General features: G+C 44.9%; 16 protein-coding genes. 15 read left to right on the forward strand and 1 reads right to left on the reverse strand.

Translation table 11 applies throughout. The annotated features are described in order from the left end of the window. Positions 1 to 9: 9 nt before the first annotated feature. Both ACUN27_RS08805 and ACUN27_RS08810 read left to right on the forward strand, forming a co-directional pair. Entirely contained in the window at positions 10 to 1,305 is a 1,296-nt protein-coding gene (locus ACUN27_RS08805) for a hypothetical protein (protein ID WP_326061240.1), read from the forward strand. 194 nt (positions 1,306 to 1,499) lie between these two features. Beyond that, positions 1,500 to 2,303, forward strand: a complete 804-nt coding sequence (locus ACUN27_RS08810) for a polysaccharide deacetylase family protein (protein ID WP_326061241.1) — start codon at positions 1,500 to 1,502, stop codon at positions 2,301 to 2,303. A 167-nt stretch (positions 2,304 to 2,470) separates the two neighbouring features. On the opposite strand, the gene ACUN27_RS08815 is transcribed toward ACUN27_RS08810, so the two are convergent. After that, positions 2,471 to 3,403 (reverse strand): AraC family transcriptional regulator, encoded by a 933-nt coding sequence (locus ACUN27_RS08815; RefSeq protein WP_326061242.1) that lies wholly within the window; start codon positions 3,401 to 3,403, stop codon positions 2,471 to 2,473. 357 nt (positions 3,404 to 3,760) lie between these two features. On the opposite strand from ACUN27_RS08815, the gene ACUN27_RS08820 reads away from it, so the two are divergent. The 13 genes from ACUN27_RS08820 (at position 3,761) to ACUN27_RS08880 (ending at position 26,023) form a co-directional block, all read left to right on the forward strand. Beyond that, complete coding sequence (locus ACUN27_RS08820) at positions 3,761 to 4,447, forward strand: GntR family transcriptional regulator (protein WP_326061243.1); 687 nt, start codon at positions 3,761 to 3,763, stop codon at positions 4,445 to 4,447. 18 nt (positions 4,448 to 4,465) lie between these two features. After that, a complete protein-coding gene (locus ACUN27_RS08825; protein ID WP_315951959.1) occupies positions 4,466 to 5,626 on the forward strand; it encodes a Gfo/Idh/MocA family protein in 1,161 nt (386 codons plus the stop codon). A gap of 55 nt (positions 5,627 to 5,681) precedes the next feature. Beyond that, positions 5,682 to 6,641, forward strand: a complete 960-nt coding sequence (locus ACUN27_RS08830; RefSeq protein ID WP_379174193.1) for an ABC transporter permease — start codon at positions 5,682 to 5,684, stop codon at positions 6,639 to 6,641. 13 nt (positions 6,642 to 6,654) lie between these two features. Continuing rightward, a complete protein-coding gene (locus ACUN27_RS08835; RefSeq protein WP_315951957.1) occupies positions 6,655 to 7,515 on the forward strand; it encodes a carbohydrate ABC transporter permease in 861 nt (286 codons plus the stop codon). Positions 7,516 to 7,592: 77 nt separating this feature from the next. Further along, a complete protein-coding gene (locus ACUN27_RS08840) occupies positions 7,593 to 9,224 on the forward strand; it encodes an extracellular solute-binding protein (protein ID WP_326061244.1) in 1,632 nt (543 codons plus the stop codon). 311 nt (positions 9,225 to 9,535) lie between these two features. Further along, positions 9,536 to 10,297 carry a GTP cyclohydrolase II gene (locus ACUN27_RS08845; protein ID WP_326061245.1) on the forward strand — a complete coding sequence of 254 codons (762 nt, stop codon included), beginning with the start codon at positions 9,536 to 9,538 and terminating at the stop codon, positions 10,295 to 10,297. 205 nt (positions 10,298 to 10,502) lie between these two features. Further along, a complete protein-coding gene (locus ACUN27_RS08850; protein ID WP_445558762.1) occupies positions 10,503 to 12,329 on the forward strand; it encodes a sensor histidine kinase in 1,827 nt (608 codons plus the stop codon). Positions 12,330 to 12,356: 27 nt separating this feature from the next. Beyond that, positions 12,357 to 13,940, forward strand: a complete 1,584-nt coding sequence (locus tag ACUN27_RS08855; RefSeq protein ID WP_326061247.1) for a response regulator transcription factor — start codon at positions 12,357 to 12,359, stop codon at positions 13,938 to 13,940. A gap of 201 nt (positions 13,941 to 14,141) precedes the next feature. Further along, positions 14,142 to 14,996 (forward strand): ABC transporter permease, encoded by an 855-nt coding sequence (locus ACUN27_RS08860; RefSeq protein WP_379174195.1) that lies wholly within the window; start codon positions 14,142 to 14,144, stop codon positions 14,994 to 14,996. Positions 14,997 to 14,998: 2 nt separating this feature from the next. Further along, entirely contained in the window at positions 14,999 to 15,868 is an 870-nt protein-coding gene (locus ACUN27_RS08865; RefSeq protein ID WP_315951949.1) for a carbohydrate ABC transporter permease, read from the forward strand. A gap of 78 nt (positions 15,869 to 15,946) precedes the next feature. Continuing rightward, the gene (locus ACUN27_RS08870) at positions 15,947 to 17,527 is read left to right on the forward strand and encodes an ABC transporter substrate-binding protein (protein WP_326061248.1); all 1,581 of its coding nucleotides are present in this window, start codon (positions 15,947 to 15,949) and stop codon (positions 17,525 to 17,527) included. Positions 17,528 to 17,598: 71 nt separating this feature from the next. Continuing rightward, on the forward strand, positions 17,599 to 20,259 hold the full coding sequence (locus ACUN27_RS08875) for a glycosylhydrolase-like jelly roll fold domain-containing protein (RefSeq protein WP_326061249.1): 2,661 nt from the start codon (positions 17,599 to 17,601) through the stop codon (positions 20,257 to 20,259). Between the two features lie 244 nt (positions 20,260 to 20,503). Next, a complete protein-coding gene (locus ACUN27_RS08880) occupies positions 20,504 to 26,023 on the forward strand; it encodes a glycerophosphodiester phosphodiesterase family protein (protein ID WP_326061250.1) in 5,520 nt (1,839 codons plus the stop codon). The last annotated feature ends 12 nt before the right edge of the window (positions 26,024 to 26,035 follow it).

Raw genomic sequence — 26,035 nt, forward strand, 5'->3', positions numbered from 1 at the left:
AGGGTTACCATGCATCCTTTTATGGGGATAGAACAGTGGGACAAAATTGGAATGTCCGTATCCGAATCTGCCAACCGGCTGCACCGGCTCGCTTACATCGATAGGCGGCTGGCAAGAATCGAAGCCGGCCATCTGATCGCCCGGCCGGAATATGAGCTCAAAGGGGCATTAGCCCGGCTGGTGTGGCAAGATGCTTCCTTCCATGAGCAGTGCCGCAATCGCTGCAGGCAACTGCGACTGAGCACGGCAGCTTTCGACAAGTGTCCCGACATCGCGCTAGAGCGGCTGACGAATCAAGTGCTCGATTCTGCAAACACACTAACCTTATTAGTTGCGTTGTTTGAAGTGGTGAAGCCGGCTCAGCTGGCGGCCATCGACGATTATATGCAGCGAGCGCAGCCCATCGTCGACGAGCCGACAATCATGATGCTCCGGCATCAGCAGCTTGACCGGCAGATGCAAATCGACTGGGGCCAATCAACCGTCATGGAGTTGCTTCAATCCGCCTCGGAAGAGGAACGCCGGGATGCCGAAAAGTGGAAGTCGTTTCTCGAGGATTTGCTGCAGCGAGCGGGAGGAATCAGTGGTACGGAGCCACGGCCGGAGCATGATGCCGTAATACCCGAACCAACCATTTCGTTTGAGCTGCCGAATGCTTCGATCCGGGACAGCCGCTTTAGAACAAACCGGCGCAAGTTCGACGGAGTGACGTTCGAGGACAACGACACCGGACGGCTTGAGGCCATGATGCTGCACCGGTTTTATGAAATGACGGCAACCGAGGCGCTCGCTTACATCTTTTTCAGTGCGGAAAGTAAGCCATGGGCATTTCATTACGATGTCGCTCGACATCTGTGGGATGAGGCCCGTCATTCCTGGTTCGGGGAAGCGGCGTTACGGGCGAAAGGAAGGGATGTTTATGCCATTCCGAATTGGACTGGATTCTACGAAATGTGCGTCAACGAATTTGATAGTATTGACGAAGCTTATACCCACCTTACGATTGCCATAGAAAAGGCGGCCATGAAATATCCTCCTGGGAAGAGGGAAGAGTGGGAGTTTTGTCGCGATAAAGTTCAGGATCCGTTAATGACGACGTTTCAGGATTTCGATTGGGCAGATGAGGTCGTTCATGCAGGGTTCGGACAAAAATGGATCATTCATGATGTGCATCAAGGGGATCAGGATCAAGCGCAGTTGGCAGCAGCCGTCACTCAGGAGAAAAGAACGAGGTTTATGGAACGGGAAGTGGAGCAGGCGCCCTCCAACAAGCAAGTAACCGACCGTTTTGCTGGTGGTTACTAGGTTTATTACCAACTAAATTGTACCCTATCGAGAAGTCATCTGACTCGATGGGGTCATTTTTTTATACATTAATATCGGTATACCGTTATAATGTCTAAAATGAGAAATATAGTACATAAATAAAAGCTTTTATAGTATATTTAATAAGTTGTCTTGGTTTAGCAATTAGAGTGGCAGAAAGAAGTGGTACAAGAATGAAAGTTATCCGAACAGCAGTATTTCTATTTGGCATATTAGGAATGACGGGGTGCAGCAATTCAGTGCAACCTGAAAGTCTAGTTTCTTTACCTGATCCACAAGTCATCACGCCAATAAACATAGAACCCCAACAAAAAGTGATAAAGAAAATAGATGATTCTAATAGTGACAAAAAAAGTGAAAGTGCTGCAGTAATCAATAATGTGAAAAAAGACGGTCTTAAAGTGGCTTTAACTTTTGATGACGGTCCTGATGAAAAATATACCCCGCTCATCTTGGATATCTTGAAGAAGGAGCAGGTTAAAGCGACTTTCTTCGTAGTCGGAGAACATGCGAAAGAACATCCGAAAATGATGAAAAGGCTTGTAGATGAAGGTCATGCGATCGGTAACCACTCATGGGATCATGTTAATCTTTCCGAAGCGACTGCCGATAAGATTCAGAGTGAAATTGGCTCAACGGATGATATGATCAAGCAAATTACAGGTGTAGTCCCTACCCTATTCCGGGCACCCTATGGTGCTGTTTCTCCGCAGGTCCTAAATGTATCTATGCAATCTGGTCATCAAGTTATCGGTTGGTCAGTTGATACGTTAGACTGGGATGGGAAAAGTGTTTCGCAAATTCTAAGCAATGTACGAAAAGAGGTCGGACCTGGGGCAATAATTCTCCAGCACTTTGCAGGTGGGAAGCATGGGAAACTCGGTAACACGGTAGAGGCGCTTCCTCAGATTATCTCCTATTTGAGGCAAAAGGGTTATACCTTAGTGACGGTTCCAGAACTACTTTCTGCAAATTAACTTTATTTCAAGGCTGTTAGACTGCGATATTTTGCAGACTAACAGCCTTTTGCTTAGAGTGCGATATTTCTAGTTATGCTAAAAATATCCAATTATATCGGTTCGTTGACAGGAATAGGATCTCATTGCTGGCCGCAATCATTGTGGCTTTTTTATGGTCGTTGGTTTTAAGATTTCTGAGGAGGTGGAGGTACCAGCGGGGGACTTTCAGCCGTTTCGACAGCGCTTCTATAGACGGATGGCGCAATCCCGATCCAACGCTTGAATTGGCGGCTGAAGTGGGCGCTTGTTTTATACCCGAGTATCATGGCGATATGATCGATGGACAGGTCAGTCTGAAGCAACAGGCGTTGTGCCTCGCTTAACAAAATTTCCGACATATATTTGCGGGGAGCTTTCCCGTAAACCTGTTGAAATACGCGATTCACCTGGGATGGACTCAGCTTCAGGGATTCGGCTATATCTTGGACGAATTTTCTTTCGTTGTCTTCCACTTGGCCATGAAGCAGGCTGCTTCGGATCGAAGCTTCGATATTTTCGGCGATGCGGCTGGCCAGTAATTCCTTTTTCGTAAGCACGATGTTGTCGGTTTGGGACAGTTGTTCCACCAACGTTCCCAAAAGCTCAAATACGGATGCGTACATCTTCATACTTTTTGCAGCAGAGAGCAATCGACTTTTGTTTTCAGTAGCAAAATTACATAACTCTGTTAGGAATGGGGCCAATTCTTTGACAAGGGGAGTAGATGCTTCGTAGCAGGCGGCTTGACGACGCTCCAGCTCTTTGGAGAAAGCGGGATCTGCTACGCTGAAATGAATGCAAAAATAAGTGAAGCCATGAGAGCCTGCAGACTTGCATGAATGAATAATCCCCGGACGTATGAAAAGTAGATCTCCCTTTTTCTGATCGTAAATCTGACCCTCCACGATCATCTTCATGTCCCCTTCGATCATCCAATGAAGCTCGTACATAGGATGTTCATGGGATGGATAGGTCCAACTGGGACCCACATCGCGAACATGCAGCCCCATCAAGTGAAAAGACATTCGAACGTCGGGAAGCCTGCCAATTTCAACCATATCAGCGATCAATTCAGACATTGTATACGTCCCCCCTTGCTTTTCGATCTATTCTACACCATTTATACAGCGCTTTCAATCGGGAGGGAATGCAAGAAATGGGTAAATGTTCTAAGCGATTAGTGCATCGTCAACTCCAATATAGTAGTGGTATGTTAGTATTATCACAGGTCAAACATAGCAAACAATGCAATTGCAAGGCGTCGTCAGCGTATGCTGGCTGGATGAACGAATCAGAGGGTGGCCGATTCATTAAAGCGATCCGGCTCACTGTAATCAAGCTGGTATACTAGGGTAACTAGTCATCTTATATTTTTGTAAGCGCTTTTTTTGAGTGCTTCAAAGATGAATGGCGATTCGTCGGGCTGGAGGAATCTTATGAGTATTCAAATTGACATTTCAAGAGACAAAAGAGGACTAATCCGGGATTTCGTTTACGAAACCTTGAAGAAAAACATCATGGAGCTGCGACTCGAACCGGGGCGGTTTATCTCGGAGAAAGAACTGGTCGAAATGCTCCAAGTGAGCAGAACGCCGATTCGTGAAGCATTGGTGAAGCTCACTCAGGAAGAATTAATCGAAACGACTCCTCAGAAGGGCTCCATCATATCGCTTATCGATTTGCAGCATGCGGAAGAATCCAGGTTTGTCAGAAAAACCTTGGAATCCGCCGTTGTTAGAGAAGCATGTGAGCTGCTTGACAAGGAACAGGTGCTTCACCTGCAAAATCTCATCTCGATGCAAGAACTATGCGAATCTGAACAAAATTATGGGCGTCTGTTTGAGCTCGACGAAGAGTTTCACAAATCGATTATGATTGGCTGCGGTCGTGGCCGTACGTGGGGACTCATTCAACAAATGGCAACGCATGACAACCGCATTCGGATTTTACGGCTTGCTTCCGATTCCGATTGGAAAATTATACTGGCCCAGCATCATGGCGTTGTTCGTGCCATCAAGGAGAAGGATCCCGACCAAGCGGAAAAAATGATCAGAGATCATTTGGAGCTGCTCATGATTGAAAAAGAAAATTTGAAGCAGAAGCACACCAAATTTTTCAAATAAATCAAAGGAGCGAAAGACATGGTGAAAGTAGCTGTTATCGGTACCGGCGGTATCGCAAATGCGCATTTGGAAGCGTATGCAAACTCGTTCAAAGGAAGATGCGAGGTCGTTGCGTTATGTGACATTTACCAGGAAAAGGCAGTCCGGAGTAAAGAGAAATTTCAGCTCGATTGCAGGGTCGAACAAGACTATCGTGAACTGTTGGACAGCGACATCGATCTGGTTTCGATTTGCACTCCGCCGTATACGCATGCTCAAATCGCTATCGACTTTTTGAGAGCTGGAAAGCATGTATTGGTAGAGAAGCCGATGTCTTCTTCCTTGGAAGAATGCGACCGCATGTTGGAAGCGGCTTCAGAGTCGAAGCGTATTTTGTCCGTAATCGGGCAAAACCGGTTCAGGGATCCTATCATGCGGTTGAAGCGCACGCTCGACACTGGAATGGCAGGCAAAATCGTGCATGCGCAGGTTGATTCCCACTGGTGGAGAGGGCACTGCTATTACGATTTGTGGTGGAGAGGCACTTGGGAAAAGGAAGGCGGCGGCTGTACGCTGAACCACGCCGTTCATCATATTGACATGCTGCAGTGGATGATGGGGATGCCAGACAAAATTCAAGCCGTGATGAGTAATACTTCGCATGATAATGCGGAAGTTGAGGATATCTCTATAGCCATTCTTTCTTACGGTAACGGAAGCCTGGCGCAAATAACAAGCTCTGTCGTGCATCACGGAGAAGAACAACAGCTTATATTCCAAGGGGAAAAGGCGAGAATTTCCGCACCTTGGAAGGTTCATGCCTCCACCTCCAAGGAAAACGGATTTCCGATTCGGAACACTGTGCTGGAGGAGGAGCTTGAGAACACGTACAACAGCATGGAGGATCTCCCGTATACCGGGCACGCTGGACAAATTGACGATGTGATGAAGGCAATCGAAAGCGAATCACTGGAGGTACTCATTGACGGCCGGGAAGGACGCAAAACGCTCGAATTGATTACCGCCATCTATGAAGCGGCTACTACAGGCAAGAGTGTAAGCCTGCCTTTAACGAAGGACAGCTTATTCTATTCAAGAGACAGCTTGCTCGCGAATGCGCCGCATTTTTACGAGAAGACCTCATCGGTTGTTTCCTTCTCGAAGAACGACATTACTCTCGGCAGCGATTACAAGAAGTAACTGCTCTGAGCAAGTGGAGAAACCAGTGAAATGGAGGTAGTCGTTTATGCAGGCAATGAACAGTAGTGTTGCTCTGGATAAGAAGGAGAGCGTTGTCATACCGCAGCAAAAAAAGAAAGGCTTATCGTATTATATAAGACTTGATTATATGCTTTACCTTATGTTGCTAGTCCCTATTGCATATATCGTGATATTTAAATATGCACCCATGTATGGCATACAGATTGCTTTTAAGGATTACAACATTTTTCAGGGCGTCAGCAAGAGTCCATGGAATAATTTTGAAACATTCAAGCAAATCTTTGCATCACCGCAATTTTTTCAGGTTGTTAGAAATACGTTGATGCTGAACTTTTTGGATTTAATATTGGGATTTCCAGCGCCGATTATTTTGGCCATTTTATTAAATGAACTGGTATGGAATAAGTTCAAAAAGGTAAGCCAGACCATATTGTATCTGCCGCATTTCCTTTCCTGGGTTATTATTGGCGGCATTGTTACTCAGCTGCTATCTCCCACAGGGATGTTGAACTCCTTAATTGGCCATATGGGTGGGCAGTCGCTACCATTTCTCACGAACAAATATGTATGGGTGGCAACTTATTCTTTAATCGGAGTATGGCAGAATGCAGGATGGGGGACAATTTTGTATCTTGCTGCTATGACGGGAATTGACAAACAGTTGTATGAAGCTGCAGATGCAGACGGAGCAGGAAGATTAAGAAAGATATGGCATATTACGCTGCCAGGTATCAGACCAACCATTGCGATCCTTCTGATCCTGCAGCTCGGTAATATCATGGCTATTAACTTCGATCGTCCATTCAACATTCAAAACAACCTTGTTATGGATTATGGTGACGTTATCAGTACCTATGTTTATCGTGTAGGGATTCAATCCGCGAACTTTTCAATTGGTGCAGCTGTAGGCTTGTTCCAGTCTGTTATTTGCTTAATATTCTTGGTAACTTCTAATTTTATTTCCCGTAAATTAGGAGAAAACGGAATATGGTGAGGAGGCATTGACAATGTCACATACGTTTAAGAATAGAATGATTGACTATACAGCAGCATCTGTTATTTTAATTGCGGTCTTTATATGTCTGGTTCCTTTTCTTTATATTCTTTCCCAATCACTTAGCTCTAACAAGGCGATTATATCTCAGGCTGTTACCATCTATCCCATAGACTTTAATATAGATGCCTATAAAGTGGTATTTGGGGATGCAGGTATGTTGTACTCACTGTTCTTTACAGTGATTCTGACAGGTGTATTTGTTCTCTTTTCATTAACCGTTACCATATTGGCAGCGTATCCGTTGACCAAAAAAAGACTCAAGGGCAGAAGTGCTTTATTGTTATTGATGGTGTTCACCATGTATTTTAGTGGCGGGTTGATACCGGATTATCTCAATGTAAAAAGTCTGAGCCTTCTGGACACGCCATTGGCACTGATTCTCCCGGGCATGATGAGCGTTTACTATATGATCATATTAAAATCGTTCTTTCAGAGCTTGCCCGAAAGTCTGGAGGAAGCTGCGCACCTGGACGGATGCAACGAGCTTCAGATTTTGATTAAGATCGTGCTGCCTCTTTCCAAGCCGGCACTTGCCACAGTCAGCCTATTGTATGCCGTATTCCGGTGGAACTATTTTCAGGATGCTCTTTTCTACATTACAGACCAGAAATTCTATACGATACAGCTTAAACTGTATAACGTTATTAATCTTTCGCAGCAAATGTCCGGCGAGAATCTCATTGTAAATCTGCCTTCCGAAGCATTGAAAGCGGCAAGTATTATATTTGGTACAGTTCCGATTCTTCTCGTGTATCCGTGGCTTCAGAAATACTTTGTATCCGGTATTATGATTGGTGCCGTTAAAGGCTGATATGGGTTTGTGAAATGGAATCTTTCATCTATTTCGCGAGTTTATATACGATTAATTTAAAAAGGGAGTTGGGTTTTTTGAAGGTAAAAACAGGAAGATCTATCGGTTTTTCTTTGGCCGCCCTACTATTTGCATCTACATTGTCCGCTTGCACGAATAGTTCGCCAACCGGCACAAGCGCCACTGCTACAGCAAGCGCTGGTACACAAACTGCTGCAGCAGGTGCTACAAAAGAGCATCGAACATTAACTGTCGAAGTTTTCGATAGAGGTAAACCCGGACAGCCGGATTTGAATGATAACTTCTGGACGAAGTATATCAACGATAATTTCGGCAAGCAGTTTAATGCCACAGTGAAATTTGTTTCCGTTCCTAGAGCTCAGGAAGTAGACAAATTGAACGTATTGATGGCATCTGGCCAGGCACCTGACATTACCTTCACGTACAACCAGGGTGTTGTTTATAATTATGTACAGCAAGGTGGCTTGGCAGAGCTTGATTCCGTTCTCAAGCAGTATGGACCTACGCTTACCAAGTATCTGGGCGATGATGTATTAAAGTATGGGAAATTTAATGGCAAGCAGTATTCTGTACCGGGCAAGAGGACGGTTCTTGCAAGTTCAAACACTTTTATCCGTAAAGACTGGTTGGATAAATTGGGGCTTCCTGTTCCTACTACACCGGAACAATTCTATGACACTATGGTTGCTTTCAAAGAGAAGAATCCCGGTAATGTAAGCGGTGTTATTCCGTATGGCTATTCCCTGCAGCCTTTAAATCCCGGATTAAGTTTCATACCAGAAGCCTTTAAACCATCTAATCTTACGGAAGAACAGTTTGCTACCCTACAGCCGCAATCGATCTGGTTGGCCAACTGGAGCATGCCAGGATTTAATAAAGCGGTTGGGTATGTCAACAAGATGTATAATGCAGGTTTGATTAGCCCGAACTTTGCAACTGACAAAGATGGCAAACTGCTGGACGCAGATATTTCCAACGGAAAAGTGGGAGCATTCCAAACGAACTGGGATGGTCCGTACCGAACAGCTCCCGGCACCTATACTAACCTTGTTAAAAATGTTCCTGGTGCTCAGCTGGTTCCAATCGATCCATGGCAGAATGATGCGGGCAAACATCCTAAGAACGGGTACAGCCCGAATGGGATGTATATCATCATACCGAAAACAAGTAAAAATGTTGACCTTGCCATACAATACCTCAACTGGATGAGTGATCCCAAGGTAACCCTCTTCCTTCAGAACGGTCAGGAAGGCGTGGACTACAACATGGTGAATGGCGTTCCGAAACAGACAGGAACGACAAATTCCGGAGATAAGATGATGACGGTTGCTAACAATTTGGACTATGACATCCTATCCAATGGGATTGAACTTGGTGATCAGAAAAAGAATGATGCAGCCATTTCTACAGGATATCCCGGTTATGAAAAGGATGCAGAAAATGCTTTGAAAGTAAGTATGGTGGACTATTATGCCGGCTACTTCTATTCAATACCGAATGCAGCCGATGCCAAAAACAACGCAGCGCTTAAGAATCTTTCAGCACAAATGCTTGCAAAACTAATTGTTGCTAAACCGGCTGAAGTCGAAGGCTTGTACAAATCATTGGTTCAACAGTACATGGATCAGGGCGGGAAGGCAGTTGAAGATGAGTTTATAAAGAACTACAAGGCTCAGAATGGTAAATAAGAAGTGAAATGATAATCTAGACGTGATAAAAGCCGAACAAGGGATTTTCCCAAGTTCGGCTTTATCACGTTGTACGTACTGATTACATTAATGCTTATTGCAACTGAAAAGTGAATGGGATTCAGGCTTTGGGATGTGCCCTCGATAATCATTCCAGGTAACAAGATGAATATATCCCCTTCTGTCCAGTGCGATATCCGAATAATTTAGATCGAAAATGGAAAATATAGGGCAACTAAGATTCTTGCATTTTATCCGCAGCGTATAAGTGGTTCGACACCATCGAGTCGGAATATAAAGGAGACGTATCCATGCCAACTGTAAAGAACTTTGACCCTAAAGTGATTTCGCTTTTACAAGAGAAGATAAAACGGATTAAAACAAACAAAGGAGCTATCTATCTTGTTGGCCCCATAAAACTACCTGTTAACTTGCAGGGGGAAACCGTTGAGTTTAAATGGTATTGCTGGCTGAATTGCAATGAGGTGACGGAAGATTTTGAGCGTATAGTTGCCAAATTATCTGCTGCTAATTTAGCCGAGCTTCAACAATCGAGTGTACTTGTTCATGGGGATTTTTCAAATGCCGATCATGCCTTGATCCGTTTTCACTCTATCTGTCATACCGGAGATATTTTTGGCAGCAAGCGATGTGATTGCGGATATCAGCTCAAGCAGTCGATGAAACATATTGCCGAGCATGGAAGTGGAGCGTTATTTTATCTAGCAAACCATGAAGGAAGAGGCATCGGACTCTTTAGTAAGGCTCTTGCTTATATTCTTCAAGAAAATGGATTTGATACCGTGGATGCCAATCTTCAGCTTGGTTTCGTGGATGATTCCCGTGATTACAGTGATGCAATCAAGGTTTTGCAGACGCTTCGAACAAAACCTGTCACCTTGATTACTAATAATCCAAGGAAATTGGATGCGCTTAAAAAGGCGGGTCTGAATGTAGAGGATCGTGTTCAGCTTTGGGGAGATATCTCTGAACATAATGAAAAGTATTTGAAAACGAAAATCGAGCGATCGGGACACTTGAACGAAGGTGAAGACTGTTGTAACAATGATTAACTGCGAATATTTGCTGAGACAATGAGAAAAGACCATTTGGACGGGTGCGAGACTCGGCCGAATGGTTTATCCATGAAATGCCCCTGTAAAGACTATGAAATCCCCCTTTACTTCAATCAACCATTTAGGTATATTTTCGTGTAAACGGAAACAAAAGCATGTACAATAGTCGATAAGAAGTCTACAAAAGGATGGGTTCGTCTTGATGAGCAGCCGTTGGACACGAAGAATCATTGTCATGATCAGAAATATGAAATTTCAAAACAAACTCATGTTCGGATATCTATTCGCTTGCGTTATCCCTCTCATTGGTGTAAGCGTTATCATATTTACTCAATCGGCAAAGGGACTTGAGGATTCATCCCAAGAGTTTGCCTCATTGTATACGTCACAGATCAGGACCACTTTAAATCAGTTTATCGACGAATACGATAAAGTGACCAAATCGGTTCTTGTCGACAACGGTTTGATTTACAATTTGGCCGAAGAACAAAGCTTGTCCATGGAAGAGTTGATCAATCAAAAGGTAGCTGTTCAACGCATGCTGACGCGAGTGACATGGCTCAAATCGGAAATCAGCACTTTGATGCTGGTTAGTCGCGATAACAACGTGTATCAATATACGACGACAACTAGCAGAGTGAATGAGAACGCATTACTTGCCCAAGCCAAAGAGTGGAATAAAAAGTATCTGAATACGGATGATCCATTTTTTATCACAGGGTTACACGATCGTTCCTACTACGAGGACAAAGGTGCTGGAGCAGTTGTGACCGTAGGGAGGGTGCTGTTCAGCTCCAATGGGGCCTATGCGGGCATGCTCCTTATCGACCTGGACCCCTTCACTTTGCTGCAGCTTGATCATGATTTTGTCTTGGCCCGTGATAAATACGGCATGAGTGTCATCATTAGCAATCGACAAGGAGAAATTGTTTACCACTCCGATGCGGCTAGCGGGCGTTTGTCTTGGGATCAGGTTTCCGAATGTGAAACGAATGCGATCAAGGATACCGGAGACGAAAATCTGATTCTTTTATCAGGAAGCACCTCAAAAGGGGATTTGTCCATCAAAACGGAGATACCGCGTTCAAAACTGCTGCAGAAAATTAACCGGATCAAAGGAATAACTGTCATTGTCATTCTACTAAGCTGCTTGATTATTACTCTTATCTCTTATGGATTAAGCTATACGATCACAAGGCCTATTAAAGCACTTCGCAGAAGTATGAAGCAGGCGGAAACGGGACAATATTTGCCCATAGAGAAAGAGCAGGCGAACGATGAAATTGGAAGTCTTGTCTATAGTTACAATAAAATGATTTTAACGATCCGAACCTTGATTGAAGAGGTGTATATCGCGGAAATCAAGCAGCGTCAAGCAAAATTCATGGCGCTCCAAAATCAAATTAACCCCCATATGCTCTACAATACGTTGGAATCCATTCGCATGAAGGTATTGGCCAAAGATGATGATGAAAGCGCTGAGATGATCATGATCTTGGCTCGTATGTTTCGGCTTGTCTTAGGCAAGGGAGGTCAACATCACTCGGTGAAGAACGAATTGGAGTATACAGCGAATTATCTGCAACTTCAAAACATCAGATTTGATAATATGTTCAGTCTGACAATCAGGATTCCTGATGAGATGCTGCAATGCACGATTATCCCTCTTGTCTTTCAACCTATCGTTGAGAATAGTATTAATCATGGATTCCTGGACTATATTCAGCCTATGCATATTGAGATTGAAGGCGCCTGGACCGAAGAAGGGGAGATCGTCATTCGGATCATTGACGATGGAGGCGGTATGTCAATCGAGAAGCAGCAGGAACTGCTTGCCGGGTTGGAGGATGCGGGGCTGGACAAGTACAAACTTGAAGAGGACGTCAAATCGGAGCGCAGTGGATTAGGTCTTAAAAATATTGCAGAACGCATTAAACTCCATTATGGAGATCAGTATTATTTGACGATTCGTTCTGAGATTGAGCGTGGAACAATCGTTGAAATCTATATGCCGAACCATGTGGGTTGATTATGTGTTAAAGGGAGGTTATTTCGTATGAAGGTAATCTTGGTGGACGATGAGAAAGGTATTGTAGAAGGTCTCAAGCGAATGGTTAATCGCTATATACCGGAATGTGAGGTTATTGGTACAGCTCACAATGGCTTGGAAGGCTTCAAGCTAATTCAAACCATGCAGCCGGATTTTGTTATTACCGATATACGGATGCCTCAAGCAGACGGTCTCGAGATGATTAAAATGCTAAAGGACGAAGGCAGCTTGATACCATGTATTCTTTTAAGCGGATATACAGATTTTGAATATGCTCGGCGCGGTATGCAGCTAGGTGTACGCTTCTACATCAACAAACCGGTGGAAATAGATCAGCTTCGTGAATGCGTGTATCAGGTTATGGAAGCGATCCGGGCGGACAAAGCAAAAGTTCAAGAAGTAAACGAATTGAGGCAAGAGGTTCATAGTCGTAAGCAGGAGAAAGCCTGGAGGGATGTTCTAGATCTAGGCAACGACAATTTGGAACTCGTTGAAGAACTTCTTCAGGTTGCCCAGATTCCAATGGAAGGCGCCTTTTTCGGAAGTGTTCTTCTTGAATTTGATAGCAATGTCGATGGTAGTAAGGAGTTCGGACTCCATCCTGTTTTTGATCACATCGACCGTGCCTTTAAACAGTATCGTGGGGTTTTCCGCTTTCGCTATACGGGAGCCCAAGTGGCTGTCATCCTGGCCAATGACAAATTGATAAAAAATGAAGATGTAGTCCGGGCCTGTGTTCTTCTCAAGCAGGAAGTTTATCAAGATCTGAAGTTGTCCATGACGATCGGCATTGGTACGATACAGAAACGTGTTGTCGGAGTCAGTCAATCTTTCGAAGAAGCGTGTTATGCATTAAGTTACAAAGTCATAAAGGGAACCAACGCTGTGATTCCGTTTCCAGAGATCACGAATTTAACAGGACCAAGCCACGCTGTTCCTACAGAACTGATAGCTAAGTTGGAAACCGGACTCGACAACATGGACGAAGCGGGGTGTGTAGACATCATCCGAGAAATTTTTCGCAGGATGGAAGTCGAAAAGAGTATGAGACCGGCCGATCTACAGTCGCAGTGTTTAAACATCCTTTTATCCAGCGTTCGAAATATGTCCTTTCAACAACTGCAGCAGAACGACTTTTTAGGCCGGCATATTCTGTCACTAGATGGTATTTCCCGGTTTCGGACGTTAGAACACCTTGAGGAATGGGCAGTGAAAGTGATTCGCGGAATTATTTCGTTTAAATTGGAACATAATATTCCAAAGAAGAAAGATATTATTACAGAAATCAAGGAATATGTGACAAAACATTATAATGAACCGATTAAAATTGCGGATTTGGCAGCCCGCTTTTTCATCAGCCCCTATTACTTAAGTCAGTTTTTCAAGCAAAAGACAGGGGAGACCTATGTGAATTTTTTGACACAGATCCGAATTAACAAAGCAAAGGAACTCTTGCAGAACACCGATCTGAAAGTATATGAGATTTGCCAAATGGTCGGATACTCGGATACGCAGCACTTTGCCAGGTTATTTGAAAAATTAGCTGGATGCAAACCCAGGGAGTATAGAAAAAATACACCATCTCTGTAACGTATTTCACCACTCCGATTAGGAGTGGTTTTTCAATATTCTAAGAAATGACCTTGTTTTTACTTGGATTTGCCCAATTGAGGGATGTTCCCCCTGACGGTATAGTTATACATGTAAGCGATATCAACAGCAAGATACGGGGGGAATAAAGTGAATGTAGTCACATTAAATCGTTTGAAGGTGTATTGGCCGTTGTATGTCATGGCGATTCCGGGAATTGTATTTCTCGTTATTTTTAAATACATCCCGTTGGCCGGCGCTGTAATCGCCTTCAAAGACTATTCGGTTTTTAAAGGATTCATCGATAGTCCTTGGGTTGGTCTTAAACATTTTAAGACACTAATTCATCATCCTGATTTCGTGAGGGTGTTCAGCAACACCATGATATTGGGGTTATTGAAAATCGTTCTAGTATTTCCGGTAGCTGTTCTGCTGGCACTGATGATGAACGAAATTCGAAAATCGGCACTGAAGAAAGGGATTCAAACCGCGTTATACATCCCGCACTTTTTGTCATGGGTGATCGTGGCCGGTATCATTTTTGACTTCTTTTCAATCAGCGGATTGTTCAATATTGTCTTTGGATGGTTTGGTCATGAACCCGTGTTAGCGATGCAGGAGAGCGCGTACTTCCGGCCTATTTATGTGATCTCCTCCATTTGGAGAGACGCTGGTTGGGGAACGGTGGTGTATATGGCTGCCATCAGTGCGATCGACCCTCAGCTCTATGAATCGGCCATGATCGATGGCGCATCGAAGTTTAGGCAAATCCGTCATATTACCTTTCCGCTTCTGCTGCCTACCGTGCTAGTCCTGTTCTTGCTTGAAATCGGTAATTTCTTGGATCTGGGATTCGATCAAGTTTTTAACATGCTTACTCCGATGACTTACAGCGTAGGAGATATCCTCGATACGTATGTGTTCCGAACAGGAATTCAGCAAGCCCAGTACAGTTTTGCAACGGCGGTTGGCTTGTTTCAATCCGTGATCGGTTTCACTTTGGTGTTTATCTTTAACAAGCTGTCGAAGAAAGTTTCGGATGGGGGGCTCTGGTAGATATGTATGAATCACGTGGGGAAAAAATATTCGTATCAGCCATTACAGCCTTTCTCATCTTGATGTCTATTATGGCACTCATACCGCTGCTGTCGGTTATTTCCACTTCGTTAAGCTCGAAAAGTGCCGTCGATATGAACCTGGTCACCATCTGGCCCAAGCAATTTACACTGGATTCCTGGGGGCAAATGATTGACCGTCCCGACCTGTGGAAATCGTTTTTTCTAACGCTCGTCACGACGGTTATAGGCACAGGGCTTGCTTTGTTGATGACCGCTTTACTCGCATACCCGCTGTCGAAATCGGAATTCCGTTGGGGACCTGTTATCATGGTTGGTGTGGTCATTGCGATGATCTTTAAAGCACCGATTATCCCTTACTTCCTGACGGTTCGAGGCGTAGGGTTGTATAATAACCCGTTGGTGCTTATCGTGCCGCACATTCTGAATCCGTTCAATCTGATCATCATGAGAAGTTTCTTCAAGCAGTTTTCGAAGGAATTGGAGGAAGCGGCATTTATCGAAGGATGTGGATACTTCCGGATGCTCTTTCAATTCGTGCTTCCGCTGTCCAAAGCCGTACTGGCGACACTCGCGCTCTTTTACGGTGTTGTACTGTGGAACCAGTTCCAGCATCCGCTCTTTTTCTTGCAAGATCCGAACTGGTTCCCGCTGCAGATTAAGATTCGGCAGTTCATTACAGATGATAACGTAATTATGGTGGGGGCGGCTTCTACGGCTGGCTTGAATTATAACGAGCGAACTTTGAGAGCAGTGACGGTCATCTTCGCTATCATTCCAATTGTGATGGTGTATCCTTTCCTTCAGAAATACTTTGTTAAAGGAGCTATGATCGGCTCTGTAAAAGGGTAATCAGACATTTCTGGTTTTTTGGCATCTGCCTTGAACATATGAATTCAATTATTTTTTAATTAAGAGGGGGATTCACACATGAGTTTAAAAAAGCTAGGGTTGGTTTCTGCGGCATGTCTCCTTGCGATAACGGCGGTAACTGCTTGCAGCACAAAAAATGGCACCTCCGAAAGTTCAGCACCTTCCGCGAAGGTTCAGGATGCGAATGGAAGTGAAGTTGTTGATATTGAAGTATGGGGGACCAATATCGGCTACAAACCGATTACCAAAGGAAGCAAACTATATGAATTATATAAAGAAAAGCTTGGTGTAGGCGTCATTCATCCCTATGTAGAGTGGAACGGTGGCACGAACTACTTGAACCAGTTGAACCTGAAAATTGCTGCCGGGGAAATACCAGACTTATTTTTGCCGAAAGAGGGCATTGAAAATAGTTTGGCTAAAAATGGAGCGATCGCCGATCTGACGGATCTGCTGCCCAAATATGCGCCGAATCTTTGGGAAGCTATCCCGAAGGACATTTGGGATATTGTCAAAGCTAACGACCCTACCGGCCAAGGAAAAATTTATTTTATCCCCGGTGTAGTTGACTACGGTAGATACGCAGGAATGATTCGCAAGGATTGGCTTGATAAATTGGGCTTACAGATGCCGAAAACGCAAGATGAGTACGTAAAAGTACTAGAAGCGTTCCGGGACAAAGATCCCAACGGCAACGGACTGAAGGACGAGCTTCCAACAGGTGGCCGTCAGGAAGCGCGCTGGATGGATCATTTATTCGCTATGTATGGAGTGGCTATGTTCGAAGGATATCCCCAGTGGGATCTATACGACGGCAAGCTGAGTTATGCCGCAGTCACACCGAACATGAAAGCCGCTCTGGAATTTGCTGCTAAGCTGTATAAAGACGGGCTGCTGGATAAAGAGTCGCTCCTCAACGACAAGGCGAAGTGGGACGGAAAAGTAAATGACGGAAGAGCGGGGAACTTCTTCCACTGGGCAGAAACAAGCTATTTGTACATGGAAAATACCTATAAAAATACAGGCGTAAAACCTGACTTTGCTGTCCTCCCAATACCGGAAGTTCCAGGCTACAAAGGTTTCTATACGTGGAAGAGATTTCTAGAGCCGCAGTGGGTTGTTAAGAACTCGAAGGATCAGAAGAAGCTAATGGCTACGTTGAAGCTGCTTAACAATATGTACGACAAGAAAAATTGGAACGCTTTATTCCTTGGTGTAGAAGGCATGCACTATACGATGAAGGATGGTAAAGCTGTCAGACTTCCGGATGACAAGAGTACACAGGAGAACCTCATCCTTGATCCATATTCCAAACTGTCCACACTAGACTTTATGACAGAACTAAACAAAAGTACAGCGTCCGAAGATCGAATGTGGGCTGTTGATCAGACTAACAGAAACATGCAAGAGGCACAAAAGTATGCGAAAACCATTGCCGGCGACGGTATACCAGCCAGTATATATGACGGCTTCCCGGACATTAACAATCGTACGCTGTTCATCGAATATGCGACCAAAATTATCCTTGGGCAATACCCGCTCAGCAAATTCGATGAGTTTGTAGAGAAATGGAACAAAACGGGTGGCGAAGAAGTTACGAAACGTGCTAGAGAGTGGTATTCGAAGGTGAAGAAATAATCATTACCAAGATAACCCGCCCGAAGTCGATCGAAAGACGGGCGGGTATTTTATTTACACAGGAGGCAACGATGAGCAATCGTCTTAAGGAAGTGCTAGAGGGTCAAGAACATAATTACATCCTTCCTTTTCTATGGCAGCATGGGGAGGAAGAGCACGTGATCAGGGAGGAAATAGCTCGTGTTCATGAAGCAGGAATTGGCGCTGTGTGTGTCGAGGCCCGTCCTCATCCCGATTTTCTCGGTCCACAGTGGTGGAAGGATATGGACGTCATTATGGATGAAGCCCGTAAGCTCAACATGAAGGTATGGATACTCGATGATGATCATTTTCCGACGGGACATGCAGCAGGCAGAGTGAAGGAGGCTCCTGAGGAGCTTCATCGCAAGTTTTTAGGCGAACGTTTCATCGATACCATCGGACCTGCTAAGGGTTCATCTTTCCTGTTGGATACCTTGCTGATGAGCGGGCTCCGCCCAACTTTTTCTGAACTTAACTATGCGAGTGGGAAAAACAAGCTGATTTCCGTTGTCGCAGTCCGTCGCCACCCAACAAACGGAACATTAACAAATGACTGCATCGATATTACGGATCTCGTGCAAGACGGCATCCTCTATTGGGATATCCCCGAAGGCTATTGGCGTGTCTTTATTGTTTCAGAAAACAAGGATGGCGGCAGCCAGCTCCAGGAAGATTATTTGAATCCTCTCGTTCGGGATTCTGTTCGAATTTTGCTTGATACGGTATATGAGGCTGTGTATGAGCACTACAAGGATGACTTTGGCAAGACACTTGCAGGATTCTTTTCGGATGAACCAGGATTTTACAATGATAAAATGACCTTCGACTTTCAGTCGAAGCCTGGAAAACAAGGGGTTGTCCTCCCTTGGAGCAGTGAAATGCCGGCTTTACTTGAGCAGGCGTTAGGTGAGGACTACCGCAAGCACCTGCATCTCCTCTGGCATGAGTCTGGAGAACAATCAAGCAGGGTGCGATATGCCTATATGAACATTGTCAGTACGTTATATGCGGAGAATTTCTGCAACCAAATCGGGGAATGGTGCAGGGCCCGTGGGGTAGCTTATATTGGACACGTACTTGAGGACAACAACGTTCATGCCAGGCTTGGCCCCGGCACCGGACACTTCTTCCGATCACTCTGGGGGCAAGACATGTCCGGAATTGATGTGGTACTCTGGCAGATTGTTCCCGGTTTCGATGAGCTGACTTTCCGCAGTGCTACGGGGATCGCAGATGGTGAGTTTTTTCACTATGGTCTTGCCAAGCTTGGCGTGTCGCTTGGACACATCGATCCCAAAAAGCAGGGGAGGACGATGTGTGAGGTATACGGCGCATACGGCTGGGCGGAAGGCTTGAAGCTGATGAAGTGGATCACAGACCATATGCTCGTGCGCGGAGTGAACTACTTTGTCCCCCATGCGTTTACGCAAAAAGCTTTTCCGGATCCGGATTGTCCGCCGCATCTGTATGCGAATGGGAAAAATCCGCAGTTCCGCTACTATAAGTATTTGAATCAATATATGAATCGCATCTCTCATCTGATATCAGATGGCCGGCATGTGGCATCTGCTGCCGTCGTGTATCACGCTGAAGCCGAATGGTCCGGGGAAGCGATGTATTTTCAAAAGCCGGTAAAACAATTGATGCAGCACCAGATTGACTGTGATGTGATTCCAGTAGATGCTCTTTTGGAAATGGCAAGCGTAAAAGACGGGAAGCTGCATGTCAATCTTGAGGATTTCGAGTGTCTAATTGTGCCCTATGCGGAAGCACTTCCGGGGGCAATGATTAGGCGGTTGGTCCAGGTTGCCGATCAGGGACTCATGATTCGCTTTATCGATGGTTTACCGCTACGATCGAGTGAAGGCAGTGATGTTTCTGACGAACTGTCTCGGCTTGCCGCTCATCCGAAAGTGAAGCTTACTTCCTTAGACAGGCTGGCGCAAGACCTTATCGCAGATGGCCATTATGAGATTAAAGTTGATCAGTACCAGCCCTATCTTCGTAATTATCATTATAAACACGAGAATTTGGATGTTTTTATGTTCTTTAATGAACATCCTAATCAATCCATTCAGACGAAAATTACATTATCCGTCCAAGATGATGTATTCGCCTATGATGCTTTCTCCAATCGGTTGATGGATGTGAATGTTATAGAGGAGAACGGGTCAAAGATGGTTCAGCTGAATCTTTCTCCATACGAGTCCATCATCTTGCTTAACGGCGCCGAACTCGAAGGTTATACAGCATCACCGCGCTACGCGGTTTCATCGGAAATTGAGCTGCAAGGCGAATGGACGATCTCAACCGCTGATGCTGAACACTACCCTCATTTTACGGAGTGGGGAAAACTAACGGCGTTAACGAACATGAGCGGGCCGGATTATTTACCGCGTTTTTCGGGAACTTTTCGCTATGAAATGGAGTTTGAATGGCGTGAATCGACGAACAGCGTTTTGTTAGATTTGGGTGAGGTTTATGAAACGGCAGAAGTATGGTTGAACGGTGAGCCTGCGGGCGTCTGTATCTGTCCTCCCTACCGGTTGGAGATTCATGGACTGATCCAGCAGGGCAACAACAAGCTTGTCATTGAAGTGACGAATACACTTGTGAAGGATCAACGCGACTATTTGTCGGCCTTCGCGCAGCAAGAACCAAGCGGTCTTATCGGGCCTGTTGCACTTTACAATTTCTTATTGCATAGATAACACCTAATAAACAATCACTCGCTAGTATTGTTTATAGGACAACCGAATTGAATAGGCAGGGGTAGGAGACCAGGAGAAAACCCTTTAGGCAACAATTGATTGGCTAGTGAAAACTAGCTGTGTCATTTGTGTGCTTGAAGGGTTTTTTGTGTTCTCAAAAAACAGAAAGGAGTAGAGATGTAAGGGGAAATGCTAGGTTAAACAGGAATTTATGCCGTACCTATCAGAAGAGAGGATTGATTCTATGAAACGATATAAAAGAGTTTTTAATCGTCTTATTGTAGCTGCACTAGTTGCCAGTTTCGTACCGCATGGTCTCTTGCCTGAGCAGCAGGCTCATGCAGCAGATGACGTTAGAAATACATTAAATGTGAGGAAGACGGTTAATGCTCCGGTTATTGATGGGAAATTGGATGAATCACTATGGTCAATTAACCAAAGCTTAACCAAACAAACAGGCAGTGGTACGTTTAAAGATAGTAAATTCGGCATGCTCTGGGACAATAAGTACCTGTACATAGGAGTCAAAGCGGATGATGATAGTCTGTCTGCGGCAGGATCAGGCAATTGGTTTGACCAGGATAATATTAATTTCTTTCTGGATCCTACGATGCACCAATCGGCCCCTTATGTGGCAGATGATATGCAGCTTGGATTTGTGTATCAAGCGGATTCTACATCACCAGAGTTTCATTTCGGAGCTGCAACAAACGGCCAAAGCAGTAAAGATGCAAATAAGATTCTGAGAGCCATGCAGAAGACGGCGACGGGGTGGTCCTTAGAGACCGCTATACCATGGGATATTTTGAAGATGGATCCTAATCTCACCAAGAAGTTGGGTTTGGAAATTGGGGTAACGGACCGTTATGGGGTGGATGCGACACAGCAAAGAAACAGCTACTGGAGTGCCTATCAGTCAAGTTCGTTCTGGAATGATACCTCCGGCTTTGGTGTGATTAACCTGATCGATAGCAATCCTGTAACAGATACGGTGAATCCGGTGTTGCTTGAGGAAAATTTTGATACGATTCCAACCGGAACCATTCCTTATGGATGGATTAGTGATGTGAACGCTGGAAGCCCTTCTTTTACGGTCGTGCAGGATACTTATGGCAATGGCAGAGTCACTTTTGATGGGAAAGCCTCGGGTAAACAAGCTCGAATTGTGGCGCCAGTCCAATGGGACAACTATACGGTTGAAGCGGATATCCGATTTGAATCGGTGCTGGATTCGGCAAGATGGGCTTCATTGATGTTCCGGGTGCCTTCTTCGGGAAAAGTGCCTTACAATCAAATGGCCATCCGTCAAAATGGTACCTATGAATTCGCCTATCGTAAAGCGGACGGCAACTGGTATTCACCGACACCAATCTCCGGTACTTGGAGAGCATTAACCTTGAATGCCGATTATTCGATGAAGGTTCGCGTTTTTGATAACAATGTCAAAGAATACATGAAAGCCAAGTCAGATCCAGGTTATACCCTGGTAACGGACACCACCCTGCCAACAACGGTAGTGATGGAGAAAGGCAAGGTAGGGCTGCAAGCGGATCAAAGCAAGGTGTCATTCGACAACTTGAAGGTGACGCGAATTACAGCAGAACGTCTTAACCTCGTTGTACCTGGCTCAATCGAAGCCTTGACTGGACCGATAAGTGTTACCGGCAGCGTGTACTATTCGGACGGTATTACGGAATCCATTTTAAATAAGCCATTAAAATATTACTCTTCTGATGAGTCAATCATCAAAGTCTCGAACAATGTACTGTACCCGGTGAAAGCGGGGAAAGCGGAAGTTAGTGTCATTTATGAGAATGCGGAATACGTGCAAGAAGTAACCGTAACACCTAGCATGGTGCCAGCGAAAGTCAGCTCCCTCAAGCATGATACCAATTATTTTTTGGCCACAGTGAATCAGCCGGTAGATTTAACTTCAATTACGTTTAAAGCAGATTTTACTGATTTTACTTCAGGTACCGTGACAGGAAATGATTTGACCTGGACGTCCAACAGCCCTTCTGTTGTGGTGAATAGCGGCAGCCTGAACGTTCTTCAAAAAGGTGTATACTCCTTAACTGCCCAAAAAGACGGTGTTTCCATTTCAATGCTAGTCGTAGCGAAAGAAGCAACGGATAGGGAATATGTCCTCTATGAAGAAAATTTTGATCAGCTAACGGAAGGAACACTTCCTGCAGGTTGGACTCGCAAAGAAGGGACGACAGCCAGTAAAGCCGTTGTTAAAGCCGGAAGATTTGAAATGGATGCGGCGGCATCGCCGGACAATCCTTCGCGAGTACTTTTGCCAGACTATCTAGGGACATTTGGCAATTATAAAATTGAAGCGGATGTCACGCATTTGCAAGCGAACGATACGGCCAGATGGCATTCCATCATGTATCGCATTCAAAATAATGATTATCCGTATTATCAAATGGCGGTCAGAAAAGACGCTACAGCGGCAAATGGCGTAGAGTTTGCTGAAAGAACCGCAGCTAATGCCTGGAATGTTATGGATACAGGTGCTTTTACGGAAGCTATAGATCCGAGCAAGATGTACCACTATACGGTAAAAGCATTCAACAATCGCGTAATGGAAATGATTAACGACAAGGTTGTTGTAGATACAGATAATGCAGGTTCGTATATGAAAGGTCGAATTGGCTTACAAGCTAACGGCAGCAAAATGAAGGTTGATAACATTCGGGTAACGCTACAGCAAGATGCCCTGCCGCCAACGGCAACCGATCGCTATGCCAGTGTAACAGAGCCTGATACTAAAATTGCGATGGCTTCTACGATTGTAACGGAGGTTACTCAGGCGGCAGATTTGACGAAATGGGCGGATGCGGCAACAGCAACAGCAACACCAGCTACGGCTATTTTACACGTGAACAACGAACTTAAAGTAACCAACCCAACAGGAGAAACAGTCATTGGAGATGTAGCAGCCATCTTGGATTCCTTCGGGACGAAGACGATGCCGGCATTTTATCTCAAGGATGAATTAACCGTCGATAAACTGATCACTTATTTGAAAGATAATCGGATCGAAGATGTATTCGTGATGTCGGACAACGGTGATTTGGTTAAAAAAGCGAGATTAGCCTATCCGATTATTCGCGGAATTGTAGATTTCAGCGGCATGTCAAATTTTAGCCAAGAACAATTGATGAAAATCCGCCAGACAACCAATGCTGACCTGGCACATATTGCTGTGCTTCCGCAAAAGGCGATAACGAAAGAGAATACAGACTATTTGCAAATGAGAACGGTCATGGTCTGGGCAAAAGATGAAGCGGCAGCTGCCGGAAAAAATCTGTCCATGCATACTTTGATTACGGCCGGAGTGAACGGTATCGTAACGGATACACCATCTGCTGCTTTCACCGCACTGGGTGTGTACAACCAAAATAAAACGTTAATCCGTAAGCCATACATTATCGGTCATCGGGGATTACCTTCGGCTGCGCCGGAAAATACGCTTGAAAGTAATCGGTTAGCACTCGATAATGGGGCGGATTTTATCGAAAATGACGTGTATATTTCCAAAGATGGTTATCTTGTCATTCATCATGATGGGGAACTGTCGGGTACGACGAATGGCACGGGAAATATCGAGAATTACACATTGGCTGAAATTAAGGCGCTCAATGCCAATAAGTCTCATCCGACGGGCTATCCGGATGTGAAAATTCCGACGTTGGAGGAACAAATTGATCTTGTTCAACAACGTGGGAAAATGATCATGAACGAAATCAAGACATCGACACCAGCGGCCATTGACGCTTTCGTCCAATTGGTTAATGCCAAAAATGCCGAAGCCGACATCGACAACATGTCCTTCGTTGCCGCTCAGATTGCGCGCACGAATAGCTTGATGCCGACGATGCCTTCAGGTCTCTTATCCAGCTTGTCTGGAGGCAGTAATGTTAAGGGAATGCTGAGAACGGTACTTAGTTCGATTCAGCCATTGAATGCTACTTTTAATAATGGATACACCGGTATTTCGCAAAGTTTTATGGAAGCTGCTAAACATCGCGGTATCTTGATTTCTCCTTGGACACTGAATGATCGAACGGCGTTTAATCAATTTTTCTTAAATGGTGCATGGGGGTTAACGACCGATTATGCCAACTGGGCGGCAGATATGGCGGCAGTAATTCAACCAGAGAAAACAGAGTTTACACTCAACAAAGATGAAAATATTCTCCTTCAAGCTCAAGTGACATCGTATAAAGGCGATACGAAGACTATTGTACCGGACTTTATCTTACTTGATGGACAAAAGGTACTGGATGTGAATGGCAAGGAGATTACTGCCAAGAAATCGGGGATTGCGCACGGACTTTTACGATACACCTATACGATGAACGACGGAAATAAGTATGACTTATATACACAACCAATCACGTTGAACGTATCTTCTGGAAGTACAGATCCAGGGACAGATCCAGGAACAGATCCAGGAACGAATCCAGGGACAGATCCAGGGACAGATCCAGGAACGAATCCAGGAACAGATCCAGACCCAGGATCAGGATCAGGATCAGGTTCTGGAACAGACTCAGGAGCAGGTAGTGGCACAAACAATGGTACGGGAATTAAGGAGCCTGTGTATACAGTGACTGATGTGATGATGCAATCAGCCATCCAGCAATCGGCAACGAACGATAAAGTGATCGTAACCGTGCCTCTAAGTGGGAAGAAGGATCAAGCTGTTGCCATCCTGTTACCATCTGCCGTTCAAAAGTTGCTAGCAGCAAGCAATCACACAGTCAATATTGAAAGCGAGCTTGGTTCCTATGAGCTGAATCTGTCAGCTGTAGATTTGCAAGCTTGGGCAGATAAGCTGGGGGTTTCGCAAGATAAGTTGAACTTCACCATTCAAATCAAGTTGAATGAAAAAGCGGCTGCAGAAGCAATGGCAGACGGGAAAGCTGTCAAGAAAGCCGTTGACTTTACCCTTACAGCAGGAGTAGGAGCAGGAGAAGGAAAGAGCGTAGACGTATCCAGTTTCAAATCGTTCATAACTAGATCCATCAAGCTGGATGCCGGAACGGATACCAAAGCTTTGGCCGCCGTACGAGAAGAGAAAGATGCCAATGGTAATATGGTATATAATCCGGTTCCATTTATGATCCAAGGCAATGAAGTTGTTATTTTCAGCCGTACGAACAGCACGTATCTACTTATCGCGAACCCGGTGACATTCGGTGATTTAGAACATCATTGGTCCAAACAAACGGTTGAAGGCATGGCGACCAAATGGATTGTCCAAGGTGTTGGGGCCTCAAGTTTCGCACCTGATCGCCAAGTAACTCGCGCGGAATTTGCTGCTTTGCTGGTGAGATCGTTTGGCTTAACTTCATCAAAAGCCACAACGGCAAGCTTCAAGGATGTCAAAGCTTCCGATTGGTTTGCGGCGTCGGTTAGCCTTGCAGCAGAATATGGACTCGTTGGCGGCTATGAAGACCATACCTTCCATCCGGATGCGCCAATAACCCGCCAAGAAATGGCGGTTATGATTGAGAGATCACTACGCTTCGCAGGCTACAACGCAAAGCCACAACCAAATAACTCAGCTGCGTTCACTGATGAAGCAAATATCGCCGAGTGGGCTAAGGAGGCAAGTAACACAGCTTCCACGCTGCACATTATTAACGGCAGGGATGGCAATGCCTTTGCTCCGCAAAGTACCGGTACACGTGCGGAAAGTGCTGTGATGCTAAGCCGCATGCTGCAAGCCCTAAACCTTTCTAATTAATGGCATGGTTAA

The sequence above is a fragment of the Paenibacillus sp. WC2504 genome (assembly GCF_052682475.1).

Coding starts and splice junctions, on each gene's coding strand:
- ACUN27_RS08850 (WP_445558762.1), top strand. CDS start 10,503: ATGAGCAGCCGTTGGACACGAAGAATCATTGTCATGATCAGAAATATG.
- ACUN27_RS08860 (WP_379174195.1), top strand. CDS start 14,142: ATGGCGATTCCGGGAATTGTATTTCTCGTTATTTTTAAATACATCCCG.
- ACUN27_RS08870 (WP_326061248.1), top strand. CDS start 15,947: ATGAGTTTAAAAAAGCTAGGGTTGGTTTCTGCGGCATGTCTCCTTGCG.
- ACUN27_RS08875 (WP_326061249.1), top strand. CDS start 17,599: ATGAGCAATCGTCTTAAGGAAGTGCTAGAGGGTCAAGAACATAATTAC.
- ACUN27_RS08880 (WP_326061250.1), top strand. CDS start 20,504: ATGAAACGATATAAAAGAGTTTTTAATCGTCTTATTGTAGCTGCACTA.
- ACUN27_RS08815 (WP_326061242.1), bottom strand. CDS start 3,403: ATGTCTGAATTGATCGCTGATATGGTTGAAATTGGCAGGCTTCCCGAC.
- ACUN27_RS08820 (WP_326061243.1), top strand. CDS start 3,761: ATGAGTATTCAAATTGACATTTCAAGAGACAAAAGAGGACTAATCCGG.
- ACUN27_RS08855 (WP_326061247.1), top strand. CDS start 12,357: ATGAAGGTAATCTTGGTGGACGATGAGAAAGGTATTGTAGAAGGTCTC.
- ACUN27_RS08810 (WP_326061241.1), top strand. CDS start 1,500: ATGAAAGTTATCCGAACAGCAGTATTTCTATTTGGCATATTAGGAATG.
- ACUN27_RS08825 (WP_315951959.1), top strand. CDS start 4,466: ATGGTGAAAGTAGCTGTTATCGGTACCGGCGGTATCGCAAATGCGCAT.
- ACUN27_RS08805 (WP_326061240.1), top strand. CDS start 10: ATGCATCCTTTTATGGGGATAGAACAGTGGGACAAAATTGGAATGTCC.
- ACUN27_RS08835 (WP_315951957.1), top strand. CDS start 6,655: ATGTCACATACGTTTAAGAATAGAATGATTGACTATACAGCAGCATCT.
- ACUN27_RS08845 (WP_326061245.1), top strand. CDS start 9,536: ATGCCAACTGTAAAGAACTTTGACCCTAAAGTGATTTCGCTTTTACAA.
- ACUN27_RS08830 (WP_379174193.1), top strand. CDS start 5,682: ATGAACAGTAGTGTTGCTCTGGATAAGAAGGAGAGCGTTGTCATACCG.
- ACUN27_RS08865 (WP_315951949.1), top strand. CDS start 14,999: ATGTATGAATCACGTGGGGAAAAAATATTCGTATCAGCCATTACAGCC.